This window comes from Achromobacter sp. D7-1 (genome assembly GCF_059760445.1).
This window is the reverse complement of record NZ_JCBAMT010000002.1, coordinates 176,749-191,862: the sequence shown is the minus strand read 5'-3', so window position 1 is coordinate 191,862 and position 15,114 is coordinate 176,749. Positions and strand designations below refer to the sequence as shown.

Below are 15,114 nucleotides of genomic sequence, written 5' to 3'. Positions count from 1 at the left end.
CACCGTGTGATGGTGGTCGGCGGCGCCAGATGTGTATAAGACCCAGCCTTATCGCAGGGACTCTTGCGGCCCCTGCGCCCCCGTTATCGCGGCCAGACTTTGGACACCGCCCGGATCGTGGCCCAGGCCACCCAGCGCGGGCTGGTCAGCCGCGCGCCCGGCAAACGGCGCATCACGTCCACGGCCAGCCCGCCGCGCTTGTGCCACTGCTTCTTGCGGGTCTGGCTGTCGGTCCAGCGGCCTTCCAGCCACGGGAACTCGCGGCGTCCAGGCTTGTAGACCGGCGGCGTGTTGTAGATCAGGATGTAGGCCAGGCGCGGCGACTGCGAGGTGTTGGGTCCGGTGAAGTGCAGGGTACGGGCGTCGTGCACCGTGATGCCGCCCGGGTCCAACGGTTCCGGCACCGCCTGGTCGCGCGCGAAATCGCCGCAGCATTCCAGCGGATGCAGGGTCTTGTCGCCGCCCGGCGATCGATGCTCCAGCACGTCCCACTGGTTGGAGCCCGGGATGAACTGCATGCAGCCGTTTTCTAGCGTAGCCGGCTGCAGCGCCAGCCAAATGCTGAGTTCGTTGTAGATGAAGTCCGGCGAGCGGAACGCTTCGTCCTGGTGCCACGGGGTTTCCGGTCCGTGTGGGCCAGGCTTGAGCAGGGCGTGCTCGCCGTACAGGGCGGCCTCGGGGCCCAACAGTTGGCGCGCCAGTTCCAGGGTGCGCTCGTGATACTCGGTCTTCAGGAGGCCCGGGGCATAATGGCGCGGATCGTGCAAACTGGGAAACTTGGCGGGTTTGGACGGGTCGTCACGGCTCACAAAGTCATACTGCGCACCCTCGTTGTAGCCGGTCTTGTTCGCAAACAGGTCGAGCAGCGTCCTGCGGATGTAACCCACCTCGTCCTGCGGGCACATGTCGTTCAGGGCCAGGTAACCTTGCTCCCTGTAGCGCGCTGTCTCAGCTTCCGACAACAAACTGGTCTCTTCCATAATGGCTTCTCCAAGCTCTGGTAACGGTGTTCCCGTTGGCACGTTTTGACATGAGCTCTAACGTATCGCCAGGCGACCCCCGGGCCTATAGACCATCCGCCGTAGTCACTACCGTCTACGTACATCGCCGAGCGCGGCGCCTCATCCAAGAGAGAAACAATGCAAGACCCTAAAGCCGATACCCATATCGAGACCGTGCACGTCACGATTACCGGCACCGTGCAGGGCGTGGGCTACCGCCACGCCACGGTGCGGCGCGCCCACATGCTGGGCGCCAAGGGATGGGTGCAGAACCTGCCGAACGGCACGGTCGAAGCCCTGGTGCAAGGCACCGCCGATCAGGTCGACCACATGCTGGAATGGCTGCGGCGCGGTCCCCCGGGCGCCAGCGTGGAAGAGATCACCACCCGCCGGGAGTACACCGATAAGCGTTACATCCGTTTCGAGCAACTCTGAGGCCGCCGGGTCTGCTCGCCGTTACGGCTTAGTCCGCACGGGCGAGGCGGCGCGGGGTAGGGTTCTGGGAAGCCCGAATCAGCGTGTGCGCAGCCAGCGCCCGCCCAGCTGGTTGAAAAGCAGGCCGGCCAGGACGCAGGCCACGCCCAGCCATTGCAGCAGCTCCAGCCGCTCGCCAAAGGCCATCGACGCGGCCCACAGCCCCACTACGGGAACCAGCAGCGAGAACGGCGCGATCTTGGCGGCGGCGTGGCGCGTCAGCAATTGCGTCCATAGCGTGTAGGCCACCAAGGTGGCCAGCACCGCCAGGTACAACACCGACAGGATTTCCCCCCAGCCCATGCCCAGGATCATGCCGGTCACCGGCTCCCAGCCGTCGATCAGCACGGCCAGCAGCAGGAAAGGCAGCACCGGCGCGGCGCTGCTCCAGGCGATGAAGGCAAACGGGTCGTAGCCGGGCGCCTTGCGGCTGGCCAGCCGCACGATGATGTTGGACACGGCCCACATGAACGCGCCGCCCAGCGTCAGCGCGAAGCCCAGCATGGTCATCTGGCCCGGTCCTTCGCCGCGGCCGCCAGCGATGACCGCCAGCCCCAGCGCCGCCACGCCCAGCCCGATCCAATGATGGCGCTGCGCGCGCTCATGCAGCAGGGGCGCGGCCAGCAGCAACGTGAAGAACGCCTGCGTCTGGATCACCAACGACGCCATGCCGGCCGGCATGCCGAACTTCAAGGCGGTGAAGAGCAGCCCGAACTGGCCCAGGCCCTGCACCAGCCCATAGGCCGCCACCCAGCGCCAAGGCAGGCGCGGCGCGCGTACGAAGAGAATCAGGGGGAAGGCCGCCAGCGCGAATCTCAGCGCGCCCAGCAGCATGGGGGAAAGACCCCGCATGCCGACTTTCATGGCGACGAAGTTGGTGCCCCAGATGACCACGACCGCCAGTGCGCAGAGATAGTCTTTTCGGGAAAGATGGGTCGTGGTCATGCGGCATTATCGCATCGCGCCCGCCCCCCGAAACGGAGCAGATCAGCCGGCGTTCAGCACCGTTTCGAAAGCCCGCACGGCCGCGTCGATGTCGGCGTCGCCGATGTGGCGGTGGGTCACGCAGCGCAACCGCGTACGGCCCCAGGGGCGCACCAGCAGGCCCGCTGCCTGCAGCGCCGCGACCCACTCGGTATTGCTCATGCCGGTGCCGGCCGTCTCTACCTGCACGATGTTGGTCTGCGGTTCAGTGGCCGAGATCGTCCGCCCCAGGCGGTTGATGCCGGCGCTCAGGCGGCGCGCGCGGACGTGGTCCTCGGCCAGCCGCCCGCTCATTGCCTGCACGCCTTCCAGGCCGGCCGCGGCCATGATGCCCGATTGGCGCTGCGTGCCGCCCAACATGCGGCGCAGCACGCGCGCGCGGGCCATGACAGGCTGGCTGCCGACCAGCACCGCGCCAACCGGCGCGCTCAAGCCCTTGGACAAGCACAGGGACACCGTGTCGGCATGGCGGGCGATCTCGCCCGCCGCCACGCCCAGCGCCACGGCGGCGTTGTACAGGCGCGCGCCATCCAGGTGCACGGGCGCGCCCGCCGCACGCGCCAGACCGAGCACCGCCTGCATGTGGTCCAGCGGAAGCACCGCCCCGGCGGCATTGTTGTGCGAGGTCTCCATCGTCACCAGCGCCGTCTTCAACCTGTGGCCGCCGGACAGCAAGGCTTCCTCCAGGCGGTTCAGGTCCATGGCGCCATCAGAACCAGGCACGCCCAGGTAGAACGACCCGGTGAACGTGGCGGCGCCGCGCTCGGACGTGTACATGTGGGCAGCCGACTCCAGCACCACCTGTTCATTGCGCTGCGTCTGCGCCAGCACCGCCAACAGGTTGGCCATGGTGCAGCTGGGCACGAACAGCCCGGCTTCCTTGCCCAGCTGCGTGGCCACGTAAGCCTCGAGTTCGCGCACGGTAGGGTCGCCGTCCAGGCCGTCATCGCCGATGGGCGCGGTGCGCATGCGTTCGTACATGGCCGCGGTGGGATGGGTGACCGTGTCGCTGCGCAGGTCGACGGGTGCGCGGGCGGCGGCGGGGTGGGTCTGGGTCATGGCTGTCAGTGCTGCAGGATTTTGGAAAGAAACTGGCGCGTGCGCGGCGCACGCTCCTCCACATCGCCGAAGAACTGCTCCTTGTCGCAGTCTTCCACGATCTTGCCGCCGTCCATGAAAATCACACGGTCGGCGACGCGGCGGGCAAACCCCATTTCATGGGTCACCACCATCATCGTCATGCCTTCGGCGGCCAGGTCGGTCATCACGTCCAAGACCTCGTTGACCATCTCCGGATCCAACGCCGAGGTCGGTTCGTCGAACAGCATGACCACCGGGTCCATCGACAGCGCGCGCGCTATCGCCACGCGCTGCTGCTGGCCGCCCGACAGTTCGCCGGGATGCTTGTCCTTGTGCGCCGACAGGCCCACGCGCTCCAGCAGCGCCAGCGCGCGCTGGCGGGCTTCGTCCTTGCCGCGCTTGAGCACCTTGAGCTGGCCCAGGCACAGGTTCTCCGTCACCGACAGGTGCGGGAACAGTTCAAAGTGCTGGAATACCATGCCGGCCACCGCACGCAGCTTGGGCAGGTTGGTGCGCGGATCGCCCACCGAAATGCCGTTGACCTGGATCTCGCCCTTCTGGAAGGGCTCCAGCGCATTCACGGTCTTGATCAGCGTGGACTTGCCCGAGCCCGACGGCCCGCAAACCACCACGACCTCGCCACGGCCCACGGTGGTGGAGCAATCGTCCAGTACCTGGAAGTCGCCGTACCACTTGCTGACCTGCTTGATCGCTATCATCGGGGGCTGGGAAGAGAGTTGCATTGTTGGAACCTGTGGATAACTGGAAGGGCTGCGCTAGCGCAGCACTCGCGTGCGCTTTTCCAGCAGCTTGACCAGGCGGGACGCCGTGAAGCAGATCACGAAATACACCACCGCCACGAACAGATAGAGCTCCACCAGACGGCCATCGCGCTGGCCGATCTTGGCCGCCGCGCCGAGGAAGTCGGTCAAGGACAGCACATACACCAGCGAGGTGTCCTGGAACAGGATGATGATGCGCGTCAGCAGCGCCGGCAGCATGTTGCGGAAGGCCTGCGGCAGCACCACGTAGCGCATGCCCTGCCAGTGGTTCAGGCCCAGCGCCATGCTGGCCGACACCTGGCCGCGCGCGATCGACTGTATGCCCGCGCGCATGATCTCGCAGAAGTACGCGGCCTCGAACAAAGTGAAGGTGATCACCGCCGAATTGAACGCCCCCACGCGCAGCGGCGTGGGCGACCCCACCACCCAGGCGGCAATATAGGGCACCAGGAAGTAGAACCAGAAGATCACCAGCAAGAGCGGAATCGAACGCATCACGTTCACGTAGATATCCGCCGGCACCGACAGTATCTTGAAGCGCGACAGCCGCATCATCGCCAGCAGCGTGCCCAACGCCAGGCCCATCACGCCCGCCAGCGCGGTCAGCGTCAGCGTGAACGTCATGCCCGTCTTGAACAGATAGGGCAGCGCCGCCCAGATCACATCGAAATCGAATTTGCCCATGGTGTCGTCCTAGGGCCTTTTCGCCGAACCGATCAGTCCGGGAACCGCAACATGGCGTTCGAGCAGGCGCATGCCCAGCACCACTATGCCGTTGATGATCAGATAGATCACCGTGGCGGCGGAGAACGCTTCGAAGATATGGAAGCTGAACTCCTGCATGGAGCGGGCCTGTCCCGTCAGTTCCAGCAGGCCGATGGTCAGCGCCACCGAGGAATACTTGATGGTGCCCATGAACTCCGAGGTCAAGGGCGGCAGCACAATGCGGAAGGCTTCGGGCAGGATGATGTAGCGGTACACCTGCGTCTCGGTCAGGCCCAGCGCGGTGCCCGCCTGGAACTGGCCGCGCGGCAGCGACTGTATGCCCGCGCGCACCTGCTCGGCCACGCGCGCCGATCCATAGAACCCCAGGCACAGCACCGCCGGCACGAACTGGCCCCAGGGCTGCGGCATCTGCTTCATGGCCAGGCCCCAGGCATGCGGCAGCAGCTCGGGCAGCACGAAATACCACAGGAACATCTGCACCAGCAGCGGGATGTTGCGGAACACCTCCACATACGTCGCGCCCAGCGCATTCAACAGGCGCGAACTGGCGGTGCGCATCACGCCCAGCCACGCCCCGAACAATAGCGAGAACACCCATGCGGTAAGGGCCAGCGCCAAGGTCCAGCCCACGCCGATGAAGATCGTTTCCAGGAAGGTATGCACGCCGTCCGGCGACATCTCCAGGAAGACGCTCCAACTCCAGTTGTAATTCATGCCCGTCCCTTGATGGCGATGCCGGCCGCGCCTGGCGGCCGGTGTCCTTGCACGGCGGTGCGCGGGATGCCCGGCATCCCGCGGACAACCTGCTTACTCGTACGCCTTGGGATCGCCGGAATCGGTCGGATTGGCCAGCGCGCGCTTCAGGGCATCGCTCATCGGGTACTTCAGGTTGATCTGCTTGGGCGGGATCGGCGCATTGAAGTACTTGTCGTAGATCGCTGCCACCTTGCCCGTCTTGATCAGATCGCGCACCGCGTCGTCCACCACCTTCTTGAAGGCCGGATCGTCCTTGGGCTCCATGATGCCGTAGGGCGCCATTTCCAGGCCCTTGGTGCCGATCACGAAGGCGTCGGGATTCTTCGACGAAGCCACCGCGCCATAGGCGATGCCGTCGTCATTGGCCGACCCCGCGGCGCGGCCCGATTCCACCATCAGTATGGTTTCGGCGGTGTCCTTGGTGGGCGCCATGGTGATGCCCAGGTTGCCCTTGGCGTTCAGCTGCGAGATCAACCGGAAGGTCTGGCCGCCGGCCTGCGCGGCGATGGACTTGCCGCGGAAGGACTCCAGGTTGTTGGGATCCACGCCGCCGTCCTTGCGCGCCACCAGCACCACCTGCGCCACGAAGGTCGTGGGCGCAAACGACACCAGCTTGTGGCGGTCCAGGTTGTTGGTGGTGTTGCCGCATTCCAGGTCGATGGTGCCATTGGCCAGCAGCGGAATGCGCGTGGCGGAAGTCGTCGGGTTGTAGCGCACCTCCAGCTTGGGCAGCTTCAGGGCGGCCTTCACGTACTGGGCGACTTCCTGGCAGATCTCCACCGTGTAGCCGATCGGCTTCTGGTTGCCGTCGAGATAGGCGAAGGGGACCGAGGTCTCCGGGTGGCCCAGCGTGATCACGCCGGTTTCCTTGATCTTGTCCAGGCGGCTGGGGCCTTCGGCGTGGGCGGAGGCCGTGCCACCCAAGAGGGCCACGGCGGCGGAGATCGCAGCAAGTGCTTTCATCTGATTCCCTTGGCGCCGTTCGAGCGGCGCATGCTTATGTTCACGATCGACGGCGCCAGCCTGGCTGACAGCCGCCTCGTCCCGCGATGAGCCCCGCGGCTGGCGAAAAGTATCAACTAGCGGTATGGTTTTATCCAGTTCCAATCAAGTATTCCTCTATACGGATTTGACATGGCCATTCCACGGATGGGCCTGAGGCACATCGAGGCGTTCCGCGCCGTCATGATGACCGGCTCAATGACCGCCGCCGCGCGCCGCGTGCACACCTCGCAGCCGCACGTTAGCCGCTTAATTGCGCAATTGGAAGCCATTACCCAGTTCGCCTTGTTCGACCGCAACGGCAGCCGCCTGAGCCCGACGCAGGACGGCTCGCGCTTCTTCCAGGAAGTGGAAAAGACCTTCATCGGCCTGGCCGGCCTGGAGTCGGCCGCGGCCAGCATCCGCTCGTTCAGCGCCAGCCGCCTGAGCGTGGCCGCCATGCCGCGGCTGGCCGGCGGCCTGCTGGCGCGCATCGTCGCCGCCTTCAAGACGGAATACCCGGACGTGATGGTGTCCATCCATTCCGGCAACGCCAGCACGGTGCACAACTGGATCAGTTCGGGGTTCTGCGACACCGGGCTGGCCATGCTGTCGGGAGACTCCCCCGGCATCCAGGTCGAACCCGTGCTGACGATGAGCTGCGTAGCGGTGGTGCCCAAAGGCCATCGCCTGGCCAAACTGAAAAAACTCAAGCCCGCGGACTTCGCCGGCGAGCCGTTCGTGGCCTTTACCAGCGGCACGCCGCTGCGCGAAAAGATCGACGCGGTGTTCAGGACGGCCAAGGTCGAACGCCAGACCGTGGCCGAGGCCGGCCTGGGCTCGTCCATCTGCGCCCTGGTCGGCGCGGGTCTGGGCGTGGCCCTCATCAACCCGCTGGCCGCGCGCGAGGAATACACCGCCCACAATGTCGAGATCCGCCCCTTCAGCCCCGCCGTGCCGGTGACGGTGGCGCTGCTTTATCCGCCGTACCACACGCGCACGCGGCTGGTCAGCGTGTTCTCACGCTATGCGCACCAGCTCATGCTGGAGGAGATGGGGGATCTGAAGGCGCGGACGGGGCGGTGACGCCGCGCGCTTGTGCCATCAGCGCTCTGCGGCGCCTTGCTCCAGATACCGCTCGGCCTCGCCCGACTGCTTCAACGCCTCCCACTGCGCCAGCGTCAGCTGAGGCATCTGGAAGGCCGCCTGCGGCCGGCAATACCAGCCAGGGTTGTGCAGCCGCGCCAGCAGGTCCATGGCGGGGCCATCCAGATACAGATGCTCGCGGTCCGCGACCACGTCGTCTCGCACGTGCATGGCCGCGACTTGCGCCACGATCAGGCTGCGGCGGTCGATGCGCATCAGTTCATGTACCCGGCACTCGAACGCCACCGGCGATTGCGCCACCCAGGGCACCTCGATGCGCCGCGACGGCGACAGCTCCAGGCCGGCTTCCCGGGACTCGTCCACGCCCGCCGGAAAGTCCACCGCCGTCACGTTCATCCGTCCGGCCTGCGGAGCGGACACCAGGCTCACGGTGAACTCGCCGCGTTCGGCAATGTTGCGCGCGGTATCCTTGGGCGCGTCGCCACGCACGCCGATGCCGACGCAGATCAACGGCGGATCGCCGGACATCAGGTTGAAAAACGAGAACGGCGCCACGTTCGTCGTCCCTGCGGCGTCGCGCGACACGATCCAGGCGATAGGCCGCGGCACGATCGCCGCGGTCAGCAGCTTGTAGCGCGCCGGACCCGCCAGGTCATTCAGATCAATGAACATGGCTTATCCCCAGGCCCCTCAGTCCCGGCCCTGCGAGGGCGCGGCGCCTTGCGCGGCCTTCGCGTCGGCGAAGGCGCGGTCGCTGCGCTTGCAGCGGCAGCGGCCGATCTGGTGCAACTCGATCAGGTTGCCGACCGGGTCGCGCAGGAACAGTTGCATGAGTTCGGGCGCCGCCACGTTGTCCAGCTTCCAGTAGTCCACGGCCAGGCGCTGCAGTTCCGCCTCGGCCGCCGCGATATCGCGCACCGCCAGCGCCACATGGTTTTCCACAGGATCACAGCCCGGACCTTGGGAATAGGGCGACGGCCCGTCGCTGCCCAGCAGATGGATCTGGCAGTCGTTGCCCATGTCCAGGAAGTACCCGGCGATGCCCGGAATCTCCCAACGGCCACGGTCCGTGTCCAGCCCCAGCACGTGTCCATAAAACGCGCCCATGGCCGCGACCTTGTCCAGCGGCATGCGCACGGCGTGATGATGCAGCTCCAGAACTTCCAGCGCCATTTGTCTCTCCTTGGTTTTCATCGGCCTGCGCCCACGCGCGGCCAAGGCTGGAATGTTGGTCCCGGTCCGAACGCCGGGGAATGCCGTCCCGAGCAATCGAGAAGTGCACCAGACGCAACCCTGGAACGCCCGTCGGGTTTGTCCGCCGCGCTATGCTTGGACGCATGAAACCGCTAGACCTGAATCTGCTATTGACCCTGGACGTGCTGATCCAGGAAGGCAGCGTCGTCGGCGCGGCGCGCCGGCTGAACCTGAGCACTCCCGCCATGAGCCGCAGCCTGGCACGCATCCGGGAAGCCGTCGGCGACCCCGTGCTGGTGCGTTCCGGCCGGGGCCTGGCGCCCACGCCCCGCGCGCTGGCCCTGCATGAACAGGTGCGCCACGTGATCGATCAAGCGCAGGCCGTCTTCACGGCCTTCGGCGAAGACGTCAATCTGGCGACCTTGACCCGCGTCTTCACCTTGCGCGCCAACGACGTTTTCGTGGGCGGCTACGGCGGCCGGTTGCGCGAACACTTGCGCCGCTATGCGCCGCGCGCCGTGCTGCGTTTCGTCTCCGAAGGCAATCACGACGCCGACGCACTCAGCGGCGATGCCGATCTCTATATCGGTTCTTCGCAGAAGTTCGGCGCCGATATCAAGGTGCAGACCCTGTTCACTACCGCCTTCTGCGGTCTGGCGCGCAATGAACACCCGATCTTCAAGGCGCCCATCACCCCGCAGCGCTTTTGCGCCTACGACCACGTCAGCGTCTCACGTCGGGGACGCGCGCAAGGACCTATAGACGACACCCTGGAAGAACTCGGGTTGGCGCGCCACGTCACGCTGATCACGCCCACCTTCCACGCCGCTATCTTCGCCCTGGCCGATTCCGACCTGGTGCTGCCGTCGATGCCCCAGAACCTGATGCCCGGCGTCGAGCGCCTGGGCCTGAAGCTGCGCGCCTTCGAGGTGCCGGTACCCATGCGCCCGGTCACGGTGGTGCAGGCTTGGCCGCCAAGGCTGGACAGCGACCCGGCACACCGATGGCTAAGGCAGACGATCAAGCAGGTCTGCGGCACGCCTGCGGAAGCTTCCCCGACCCTGTAAAAATAGGGCTTCAGGCCTTTTCCTCTCCTGTATACTGCCTCACAATTGTTCAACAATCCTGGCGTTGGATCCAGGAGCGTTTCCAGGAGGCAGGCCATGTCGAATTACCCCGCGGCGTATCAGGTGAGCAAGGGTTCGGTATTGAATGTGGACCGGGATTTCTACCGGACGCTCATCGCCGACCCGGCGCAGCGCAAGCTGCTTGAAACGCACGTCGTTCCCATCCGCAGCGGCTTCGCCTGGAAGGTTCCGGCCGGCCACGTTTTCCGTATCGTCACGCTGGAAGGCCCGCAAGTGGCGGACTTCAATATGTGGAACCTGCACAATCCGCGCGAACGCATGTGGGCCTCCCGCACCCGCCAGCTGCAACAGGCGCATGTGAGCACCCACGACCGCATCTGGTCCACGCTGCCGTACCTGCGCCCCATGGTCACGATCACCGATGACACGCTGGCCGGCTACGGCACGGACAGCGACGGCGGACGCGTGCACGATCTGCTGGGCACGCGCTGCGATCCCTACGTCAACAAGCTGCTCAGCGGCGAGGACTTCCACTTCCATTGCCATTCAAACCTGACGCGCGCCGTGGCGCCGCATGGCCTGACGGAGTTCGATGTCCACGATGTTCTCAACGTGTTCCAGGTCACCGGGCTGAACGACGACGACAAGTACTTCATGAAGGCATGTCCGGCCAAGCCGGGCGACTATCTGGAGTTCTTCGCCGAAATGGACCTGCTCTGCGCCTTGTCCACCTGCCCCGGCGGCGACCTGTCCGTGCCGATGTGGGGCCCCGATGCGCGCGATCCCATCGACGTGTGTCGCCCCCTGGGCGTGGAGGTCTATGCGCTGGATCCGGCCCTGCTGCAAGGCTGGACACCGCCCGAGGTTTCACCGTATAAGGGCGTCCACGGACTGCACCCTGAAAAGGTCGAGTGGAAATAACAACAACAGGCGCCCGGCCACGCCGCGGCGCCTTGCCAGGAGCCCATGCCATCATGCCCGCCGAACGCGACAGCGGAATCTCGATCGCCGAACGCATCAGCCACCAGCTGCGCGATGACATCATGGAAGGCAAGCTGCCCCCCGGCACGCAACTGGTCGAAGTCGATCTGGCTGCTGACTATGGCGCGTCGCGCAACACGATCCGTGAAGTCCTGCATCAATTGGGCCGCGAAGGGCTCGCCACGTTCATCCGCCACAAGGGGGTCGTGGTCCGCCGCATGGAACGCAAGGATCTGCGCGAGATCTACGCGGCGCGCCGTGCCCTGGAACTGCAGGCCATCGCCGGCAGTCTGCCGTTGCAGCCCGCCTTGCTGGACAAGATGCTCGCGGCCATCGACGCGGCCGAGCGCGCGCTGTCCAGGAAGAAATGGCGCAATGTCGGCACGCTGAGCCTGCAGGTGCACCAGCATATCGTCGCGCAGCTGGGCAGCCGCCTGCTGGACGAGTTCTTTCTTACGCTCTGTGCGCAGCTGCGCCTGGTGTTCGCGTCCGAGGTCGACGAAAGCCTGATCCAGACACCCGATTGGATCGAGCGCGAGCGCCGCATCCACGGCCTGCTGGTGGAGGGCCGGCGCGACCTGGCCGCGCAAGCCCTCACAGACTATCTCGACGATTCCGAACGCACGCTGATGGCCGTGCTGACCCGCCTCAAGCAGCAGGCCAAATAGGGCTGCTGGGCGCGCCGTCTATGCGCGCGCCTGCGCTTCAGGTTCGGCATAGCTGCCGTCCGCACGGTGTGTCTCCTGTCCGCTCAAAGGCGGATTGAAGACGCAGACCAGGCGCAGGTCTCCCTTCACGGCCCGCAGTACATGCTGGTCGTTCTTGTCCAGCGCGTAGAGGGTGCCGGGCCGTATGGCGTGCGTCGCGCCCGTGGCGACGTCCAACACCTCGCCTTCGCCTTCCATGCAGTAGTTCGCCTCGTAGTGATGCTTGTAATGCAGGTGCAGTTCAGCGCCTTCGAAAACTCGGGTTTCGTGCACCGAATACCCGATGCCGTCACGCTTGATGATGATGCGCTTGCTCTCCCAGCCCGGTCCCCGGGCGTGGCGTTCGGTGTCGGTCAGGTCGTCGCTGTGGATAACTATCATGGATGAGATCCGCGGATGGGGTGGAAAAAATCAATGCTGGCGGCACGAGGCCGATCCGAGCGCATCTTCGATCTGCGCGGCGGCCAGCAGCAAGGCTCGGTCACCGCCGCGCAAGCCGGTCGCCATCAGCCCCACCGCTTGTTTCGCGGCCGGATCGCCCGGCATGGAAATGCTGGGCAGGTCCAGGCGATTGGCGAATTCCGTCAGGCTGAATGCCCGGCCGTTCTCGCGCAGATAACTGTCGTTGTCGTCCAACCGCGCGACCGCCGGCGGCAGCATGGGCACTGTCGGCGTCAGCACCGCATCCGCTCCCGCGATGGCGCAGTCGTACTCCCGCCGCAAATCCGCCAGCCGGCCCTGCGCCGCGATATAGGCATGCGCAGGCACCTGCGCTCCCAACAACATGCGCGGCCCCACGCGGGGATCGTAGCGGGCTGCGTCCGCCGCCAAACGGGACGCATGCAAGGCATACGCGTCAGCCGCGATGATGCCGCCGTCACGCGCTACCTTGCCGGCCAGCGCCAGGCAAGGCATGGATTCGCGGCGCAGCGCGACGCCCGCATCCATCAGGCATTCCAGCCATGCGGCGAAGGCGCGCCTGACTTCGGGTTCCAACAGATCCTCCACGTGGTCCGGCACCACGAACACCTTGCTCGCCAGCGGCGTCGCGCCTTGAACGCCCGGCGCCGGCATGGCCGCATCCCAGGGCGCCAGCACCTTATCCACAAGCAGGCACTGCGCGGCGTCGGCGGCGATGATGCCGGGCACATCGAAGGTGGGCGACAGATACATCATGCCCGCGTCCTCATAGCGGCCGCGAGACGGCTTGAATCCGGCAACGCCGCAGAACGCGGCCGGAATCCTGGCCGATCCGCTCGTATCCGAGGCCAGAGCCAGGCTCACCATGCCCTGTGCCACCGCCACCGCGCCGCCGCTGCTGGAGCCGCCCGCGACACGAGGCACGTCGGCCATCAACGGCGATAGCGGCGTGCCGTAGCGGGCATTCAGCCCCAGCGCGCCGTAGGCGAACTCAGTCATGTTGTTCTGCGCCAGCAGCACTGCGCCGGCGCGCCGCAGCGCATGGACCAACGCCGCGTCCCGCCTGGCGGCGGGCGCGTCGGCCAGCACCCGCGAACCCGCGTGCGTCGTCCAGCCGTGCACGTCGAAGCAAGCCTTCACGCCCAAGACCATGCCGGCCAGCGGCTCGTCATCCGGCGCTATTGCGCGCAAGGCATCCCGCGCCCGCGCCTCGGCCAGCGCGTCCTCGTCGCGGCGCGCCACCAGGGCGAGAGCCGCGCTAGCGGGGTCCGCCGACGCCCGCTCCAGGCAGGTCGACACCGCGCGCAGGGATATGTCGCAGCGCTCAGGAGACATGGACATGGCTCAGGAAATCCTTGACGCGCGGGTCCGCGCTGGCCAGCACATCGGCCGGCGGCGCATCCAGCAGGACGCGGCCGGTCTCCATGAACACCACGCGATCGGACACCTTGAATGCGAACCCCATCTCGTGTGTCACGATCAGCATCGTCATGCCTTCGCGCGCCAGCGTTTCCACTACCTTGAGCACTTCGGCCACCAGTTCCGGATCCAGCGCCGACGTCGGCTCGTCGAACAGCATGATGGAAGGACGCATGGCCAGCGCGCGGGCGATCGCCACGCGTTGCTGCTGACCGCCGGACAGCTGATGCGGATACTTGTGCGCGTGATCCAGCATGCCCACTTTGTTGAGCAGGACCAGCGCTTCGCGGCGCAATACGCCGGCGCTGCCGCGACCGTGGTACTCCGGGGCCAGCATCACGTTTTGCAGCACGGTCTTGTGCGGAAACAGATTGAAGCTCTGGAACACCATGCCGATATCAAGGATGCGGTCGCCAGGTCCCGCCTGCGCGCCGGTCCCCGGCGATCCCAGGAAGGGTTTGCCATGCAACAGCACCTCGCCACCGTCCAGCGTCTCCAGGCCGTTCAACGTGCGTATCAATGAGGTCTTGCCCGAACCGGACGGACCGATGATGCTGATGACTTCCCCGGCCTGGACCGTCAGGTCTATGCCCTTGAGTACTTCATGGTCGCCGAAGCGCTTGCGGGCCTGCCGCACTTCCAGCGCGGGCGCATTGCCGGCGGCGGTCAGCGCCGGTCCGGACTGTCCTTCCTGGATCTCGCGCCGCGCCGATTCGTCCAGGGCCAGGGGCTTGGGCGCGCGCCGCAGGATGTTCATATGCGACTCCAGCCAGCCCAGCAGCTTGTCGAACAGCGTGACGATCAGCACGTAGTACAGCGCCACCGCCAACATGGTCTCGAACACCAGGAAGTTCTGCGTGTACAAGCGTTGTCCGACCAGCAGGATCTCGGCCAGCGAGATCACCGACACCAGCGAGGTCAGCTTGGCGATCGTGATGAACTCGTTGCTCAGGGCGGGCAGCGCGATCCGCAATGCCTGCGGAATCACGATCATGCGTTGGATGCCCGCATAGCGTATGCCCAGCGCCCGTCCGGCCTCGATCTGACCGCGCGGCACGCCCAGGATGCCGCCGCGATGGATCTCGGCGATGAAGGCCGTTTCGCTTACGACCAGGGCGGTCAGGCCGGCGTAGAACGGGTCCGACAACAGCGCGCCCGCCGCGGGGAACACCTGCGGCAGGTTGTAGATGAACACCAGCAGCACCAACAGAGGCAAGCTGCGGAAGAACCAGATGTACAGACCCGCCAGGCGGCTGACGAAGGGGTTCTTCGCCTGCTTGCCCAGCGCCAGCAGGAAACCCGCCGCCACGCCTATCACCCACGTTGCCGTGCTTAGCTTCACCACCACCCAACACGCTTTCCAGAAGTCGGTGTCCCAAAGCAGGCTGACGGCGTAATCCCAATCGAAATGCAT

General features: G+C 66.0%; 17 protein-coding genes. 5 read left to right on the top strand and 12 right to left on the bottom strand.

Annotated elements, in window-relative coordinates; translation table 11 throughout:
* Positions 1 to 83: 83 nt before the first annotated feature.
* Positions 84 to 980: a phytanoyl-CoA dioxygenase family protein gene (locus AC6LKD_RS02205; RefSeq protein ID WP_207467133.1), complete on the bottom strand. Its 897-nt coding sequence runs from the start codon at positions 978 to 980 to the stop codon at positions 84 to 86.
* Positions 981 to 1,139: 159 nt separating this feature from the next.
* Here AC6LKD_RS02205 and AC6LKD_RS02200 point away from each other — a divergent pair, with 159 nt between their 5' ends.
* Entirely contained in the window at positions 1,140 to 1,436 is a 297-nt protein-coding gene (locus AC6LKD_RS02200; RefSeq protein WP_013390801.1) for an acylphosphatase, read from the top strand.
* Positions 1,437 to 1,514: 78 nt separating this feature from the next.
* On the opposite strand, the gene AC6LKD_RS02195 is transcribed toward AC6LKD_RS02200, so the two are convergent.
* The 6 genes from AC6LKD_RS02195 to AC6LKD_RS02170 form a co-directional block, all read right to left on the bottom strand.
* Positions 1,515 to 2,420: an EamA family transporter gene (locus AC6LKD_RS02195; protein WP_498114927.1), complete on the bottom strand. Its 906-nt coding sequence runs from the start codon at positions 2,418 to 2,420 to the stop codon at positions 1,515 to 1,517.
* Between the two features lie 42 nt (positions 2,421 to 2,462).
* Positions 2,463 to 3,518 carry a threonine aldolase family protein gene (locus AC6LKD_RS02190; RefSeq protein WP_498114925.1) on the bottom strand — a complete coding sequence of 352 codons (1,056 nt, stop codon included), beginning with the start codon at positions 3,516 to 3,518 and terminating at the stop codon, positions 2,463 to 2,465.
* Positions 3,519 to 3,523: 5 nt separating this feature from the next.
* Positions 3,524 to 4,258, bottom strand: a complete 735-nt coding sequence (locus AC6LKD_RS02185) for an amino acid ABC transporter ATP-binding protein (RefSeq protein WP_041652034.1) — start codon at positions 4,256 to 4,258, stop codon at positions 3,524 to 3,526.
* 57 nt (positions 4,259 to 4,315) lie between these two features.
* On the bottom strand, positions 4,316 to 5,005 hold the full coding sequence (locus AC6LKD_RS02180; protein ID WP_498114923.1) for an amino acid ABC transporter permease: 690 nt from the start codon (positions 5,003 to 5,005) through the stop codon (positions 4,316 to 4,318).
* A 9-nt stretch (positions 5,006 to 5,014) separates the two neighbouring features.
* Positions 5,015 to 5,761: an amino acid ABC transporter permease gene (locus AC6LKD_RS02175; RefSeq protein WP_207467139.1), complete on the bottom strand. Its 747-nt coding sequence runs from the start codon at positions 5,759 to 5,761 to the stop codon at positions 5,015 to 5,017.
* 93 nt (positions 5,762 to 5,854) lie between these two features.
* The gene (locus tag AC6LKD_RS02170) at positions 5,855 to 6,766 is read right to left on the bottom strand and encodes an amino acid ABC transporter substrate-binding protein (RefSeq protein ID WP_498114921.1); all 912 of its coding nucleotides are present in this window, start codon (positions 6,764 to 6,766) and stop codon (positions 5,855 to 5,857) included.
* A gap of 171 nt (positions 6,767 to 6,937) precedes the next feature.
* Here AC6LKD_RS02170 and AC6LKD_RS02165 point away from each other — a divergent pair, with 171 nt between their 5' ends.
* Positions 6,938 to 7,870, top strand: a complete 933-nt coding sequence (locus AC6LKD_RS02165) for a LysR substrate-binding domain-containing protein (RefSeq protein ID WP_498114919.1) — start codon at positions 6,938 to 6,940, stop codon at positions 7,868 to 7,870.
* A gap of 18 nt (positions 7,871 to 7,888) precedes the next feature.
* Here the strand turns inward: AC6LKD_RS02165 and AC6LKD_RS02160 are convergent, their stop codons facing one another.
* Entirely contained in the window at positions 7,889 to 8,563 is a 675-nt protein-coding gene (locus AC6LKD_RS02160) for a flavin reductase family protein (RefSeq protein ID WP_498114917.1), read from the bottom strand.
* A gap of 18 nt (positions 8,564 to 8,581) precedes the next feature.
* Entirely contained in the window at positions 8,582 to 9,064 is a 483-nt protein-coding gene (locus AC6LKD_RS02155) for a VOC family protein (RefSeq protein ID WP_013390792.1), read from the bottom strand.
* A 164-nt stretch (positions 9,065 to 9,228) separates the two neighbouring features.
* On the opposite strand from AC6LKD_RS02155, the gene AC6LKD_RS02150 reads away from it, so the two are divergent.
* From AC6LKD_RS02150 to AC6LKD_RS02140, 3 genes are all read left to right on the top strand, one after another.
* The gene (locus AC6LKD_RS02150; protein ID WP_207467150.1) at positions 9,229 to 10,152 is read left to right on the top strand and encodes a LysR family transcriptional regulator; all 924 of its coding nucleotides are present in this window, start codon (positions 9,229 to 9,231) and stop codon (positions 10,150 to 10,152) included.
* 96 nt (positions 10,153 to 10,248) lie between these two features.
* Positions 10,249 to 11,094: an urea carboxylase-associated family protein gene (locus tag AC6LKD_RS02145; RefSeq protein ID WP_013390790.1), complete on the top strand. Its 846-nt coding sequence runs from the start codon at positions 10,249 to 10,251 to the stop codon at positions 11,092 to 11,094.
* A gap of 53 nt (positions 11,095 to 11,147) precedes the next feature.
* Positions 11,148 to 11,822 carry a GntR family transcriptional regulator gene (locus tag AC6LKD_RS02140; RefSeq protein ID WP_498114915.1) on the top strand — a complete coding sequence of 225 codons (675 nt, stop codon included), beginning with the start codon at positions 11,148 to 11,150 and terminating at the stop codon, positions 11,820 to 11,822.
* Between the two features lie 18 nt (positions 11,823 to 11,840).
* Here AC6LKD_RS02140 and AC6LKD_RS02135 read toward each other — a convergent pair whose 3' ends face one another.
* From AC6LKD_RS02135 to AC6LKD_RS02125, 3 genes are read right to left on the bottom strand one after another with little or no spacing between them, the layout of a single operon-like run.
* On the bottom strand, positions 11,841 to 12,242 hold the full coding sequence (locus AC6LKD_RS02135) for an ectoine synthase (RefSeq protein WP_013390788.1): 402 nt from the start codon (positions 12,240 to 12,242) through the stop codon (positions 11,841 to 11,843).
* 30 nt (positions 12,243 to 12,272) lie between these two features.
* Positions 12,273 to 13,622, bottom strand: coding sequence for an amidase (locus AC6LKD_RS02130; protein ID WP_498114913.1), 1,350 nt, complete (start codon positions 13,620 to 13,622; stop codon positions 12,273 to 12,275).
* Positions 13,606 to 15,114 (bottom strand): amino acid ABC transporter permease/ATP-binding protein, encoded by a 1,509-nt coding sequence (locus tag AC6LKD_RS02125; RefSeq protein ID WP_498114911.1) that lies wholly within the window; start codon positions 15,112 to 15,114, stop codon positions 13,606 to 13,608. The genes AC6LKD_RS02130 and AC6LKD_RS02125 overlap by 17 nt, the downstream gene beginning before the upstream one ends.

What these genes read in the sequence shown, in the direction of transcription:
- AC6LKD_RS02205 (WP_207467133.1), bottom strand. Translation starts at nt 980, where the DNA reads ATGGAAGAGACCAGTTTGTTGTCGGAAGCTGAGACAGCGCGCTACAGG.
- AC6LKD_RS02200 (WP_013390801.1), top strand. Translation starts at nt 1,140, where the DNA reads ATGCAAGACCCTAAAGCCGATACCCATATCGAGACCGTGCACGTCACG.
- AC6LKD_RS02195 (WP_498114927.1), bottom strand. Translation starts at nt 2,420, where the DNA reads ATGACCACGACCCATCTTTCCCGAAAAGACTATCTCTGCGCACTGGCG.
- AC6LKD_RS02190 (WP_498114925.1), bottom strand. Translation starts at nt 3,518, where the DNA reads ATGACCCAGACCCACCCCGCCGCCGCCCGCGCACCCGTCGACCTGCGC.
- AC6LKD_RS02185 (WP_041652034.1), bottom strand. Translation starts at nt 4,258, where the DNA reads ATGATAGCGATCAAGCAGGTCAGCAAGTGGTACGGCGACTTCCAGGTA.
- AC6LKD_RS02180 (WP_498114923.1), bottom strand. Translation starts at nt 5,005, where the DNA reads ATGGGCAAATTCGATTTCGATGTGATCTGGGCGGCGCTGCCCTATCTG.
- AC6LKD_RS02175 (WP_207467139.1), bottom strand. Translation starts at nt 5,761, where the DNA reads ATGAATTACAACTGGAGTTGGAGCGTCTTCCTGGAGATGTCGCCGGAC.
- AC6LKD_RS02170 (WP_498114921.1), bottom strand. Translation starts at nt 6,766, where the DNA reads ATGAAAGCACTTGCTGCGATCTCCGCCGCCGTGGCCCTCTTGGGTGGC.
- AC6LKD_RS02165 (WP_498114919.1), top strand. Translation starts at nt 6,938, where the DNA reads ATGGCCATTCCACGGATGGGCCTGAGGCACATCGAGGCGTTCCGCGCC.
- AC6LKD_RS02160 (WP_498114917.1), bottom strand. Translation starts at nt 8,563, where the DNA reads ATGTTCATTGATCTGAATGACCTGGCGGGTCCGGCGCGCTACAAGCTG.
- AC6LKD_RS02155 (WP_013390792.1), bottom strand. Translation starts at nt 9,064, where the DNA reads ATGGCGCTGGAAGTTCTGGAGCTGCATCATCACGCCGTGCGCATGCCG.
- AC6LKD_RS02150 (WP_207467150.1), top strand. Translation starts at nt 9,229, where the DNA reads ATGAAACCGCTAGACCTGAATCTGCTATTGACCCTGGACGTGCTGATC.
- AC6LKD_RS02145 (WP_013390790.1), top strand. Translation starts at nt 10,249, where the DNA reads ATGTCGAATTACCCCGCGGCGTATCAGGTGAGCAAGGGTTCGGTATTG.
- AC6LKD_RS02140 (WP_498114915.1), top strand. Translation starts at nt 11,148, where the DNA reads ATGCCCGCCGAACGCGACAGCGGAATCTCGATCGCCGAACGCATCAGC.
- AC6LKD_RS02135 (WP_013390788.1), bottom strand. Translation starts at nt 12,242, where the DNA reads ATGATAGTTATCCACAGCGACGACCTGACCGACACCGAACGCCACGCC.
- AC6LKD_RS02130 (WP_498114913.1), bottom strand. Translation starts at nt 13,622, where the DNA reads ATGTCCATGTCTCCTGAGCGCTGCGACATATCCCTGCGCGCGGTGTCG.
- AC6LKD_RS02125 (WP_498114911.1), bottom strand. Translation starts at nt 15,114, where the DNA reads ATGCATTTCGATTGGGATTACGCCGTCAGCCTGCTTTGGGACACCGAC.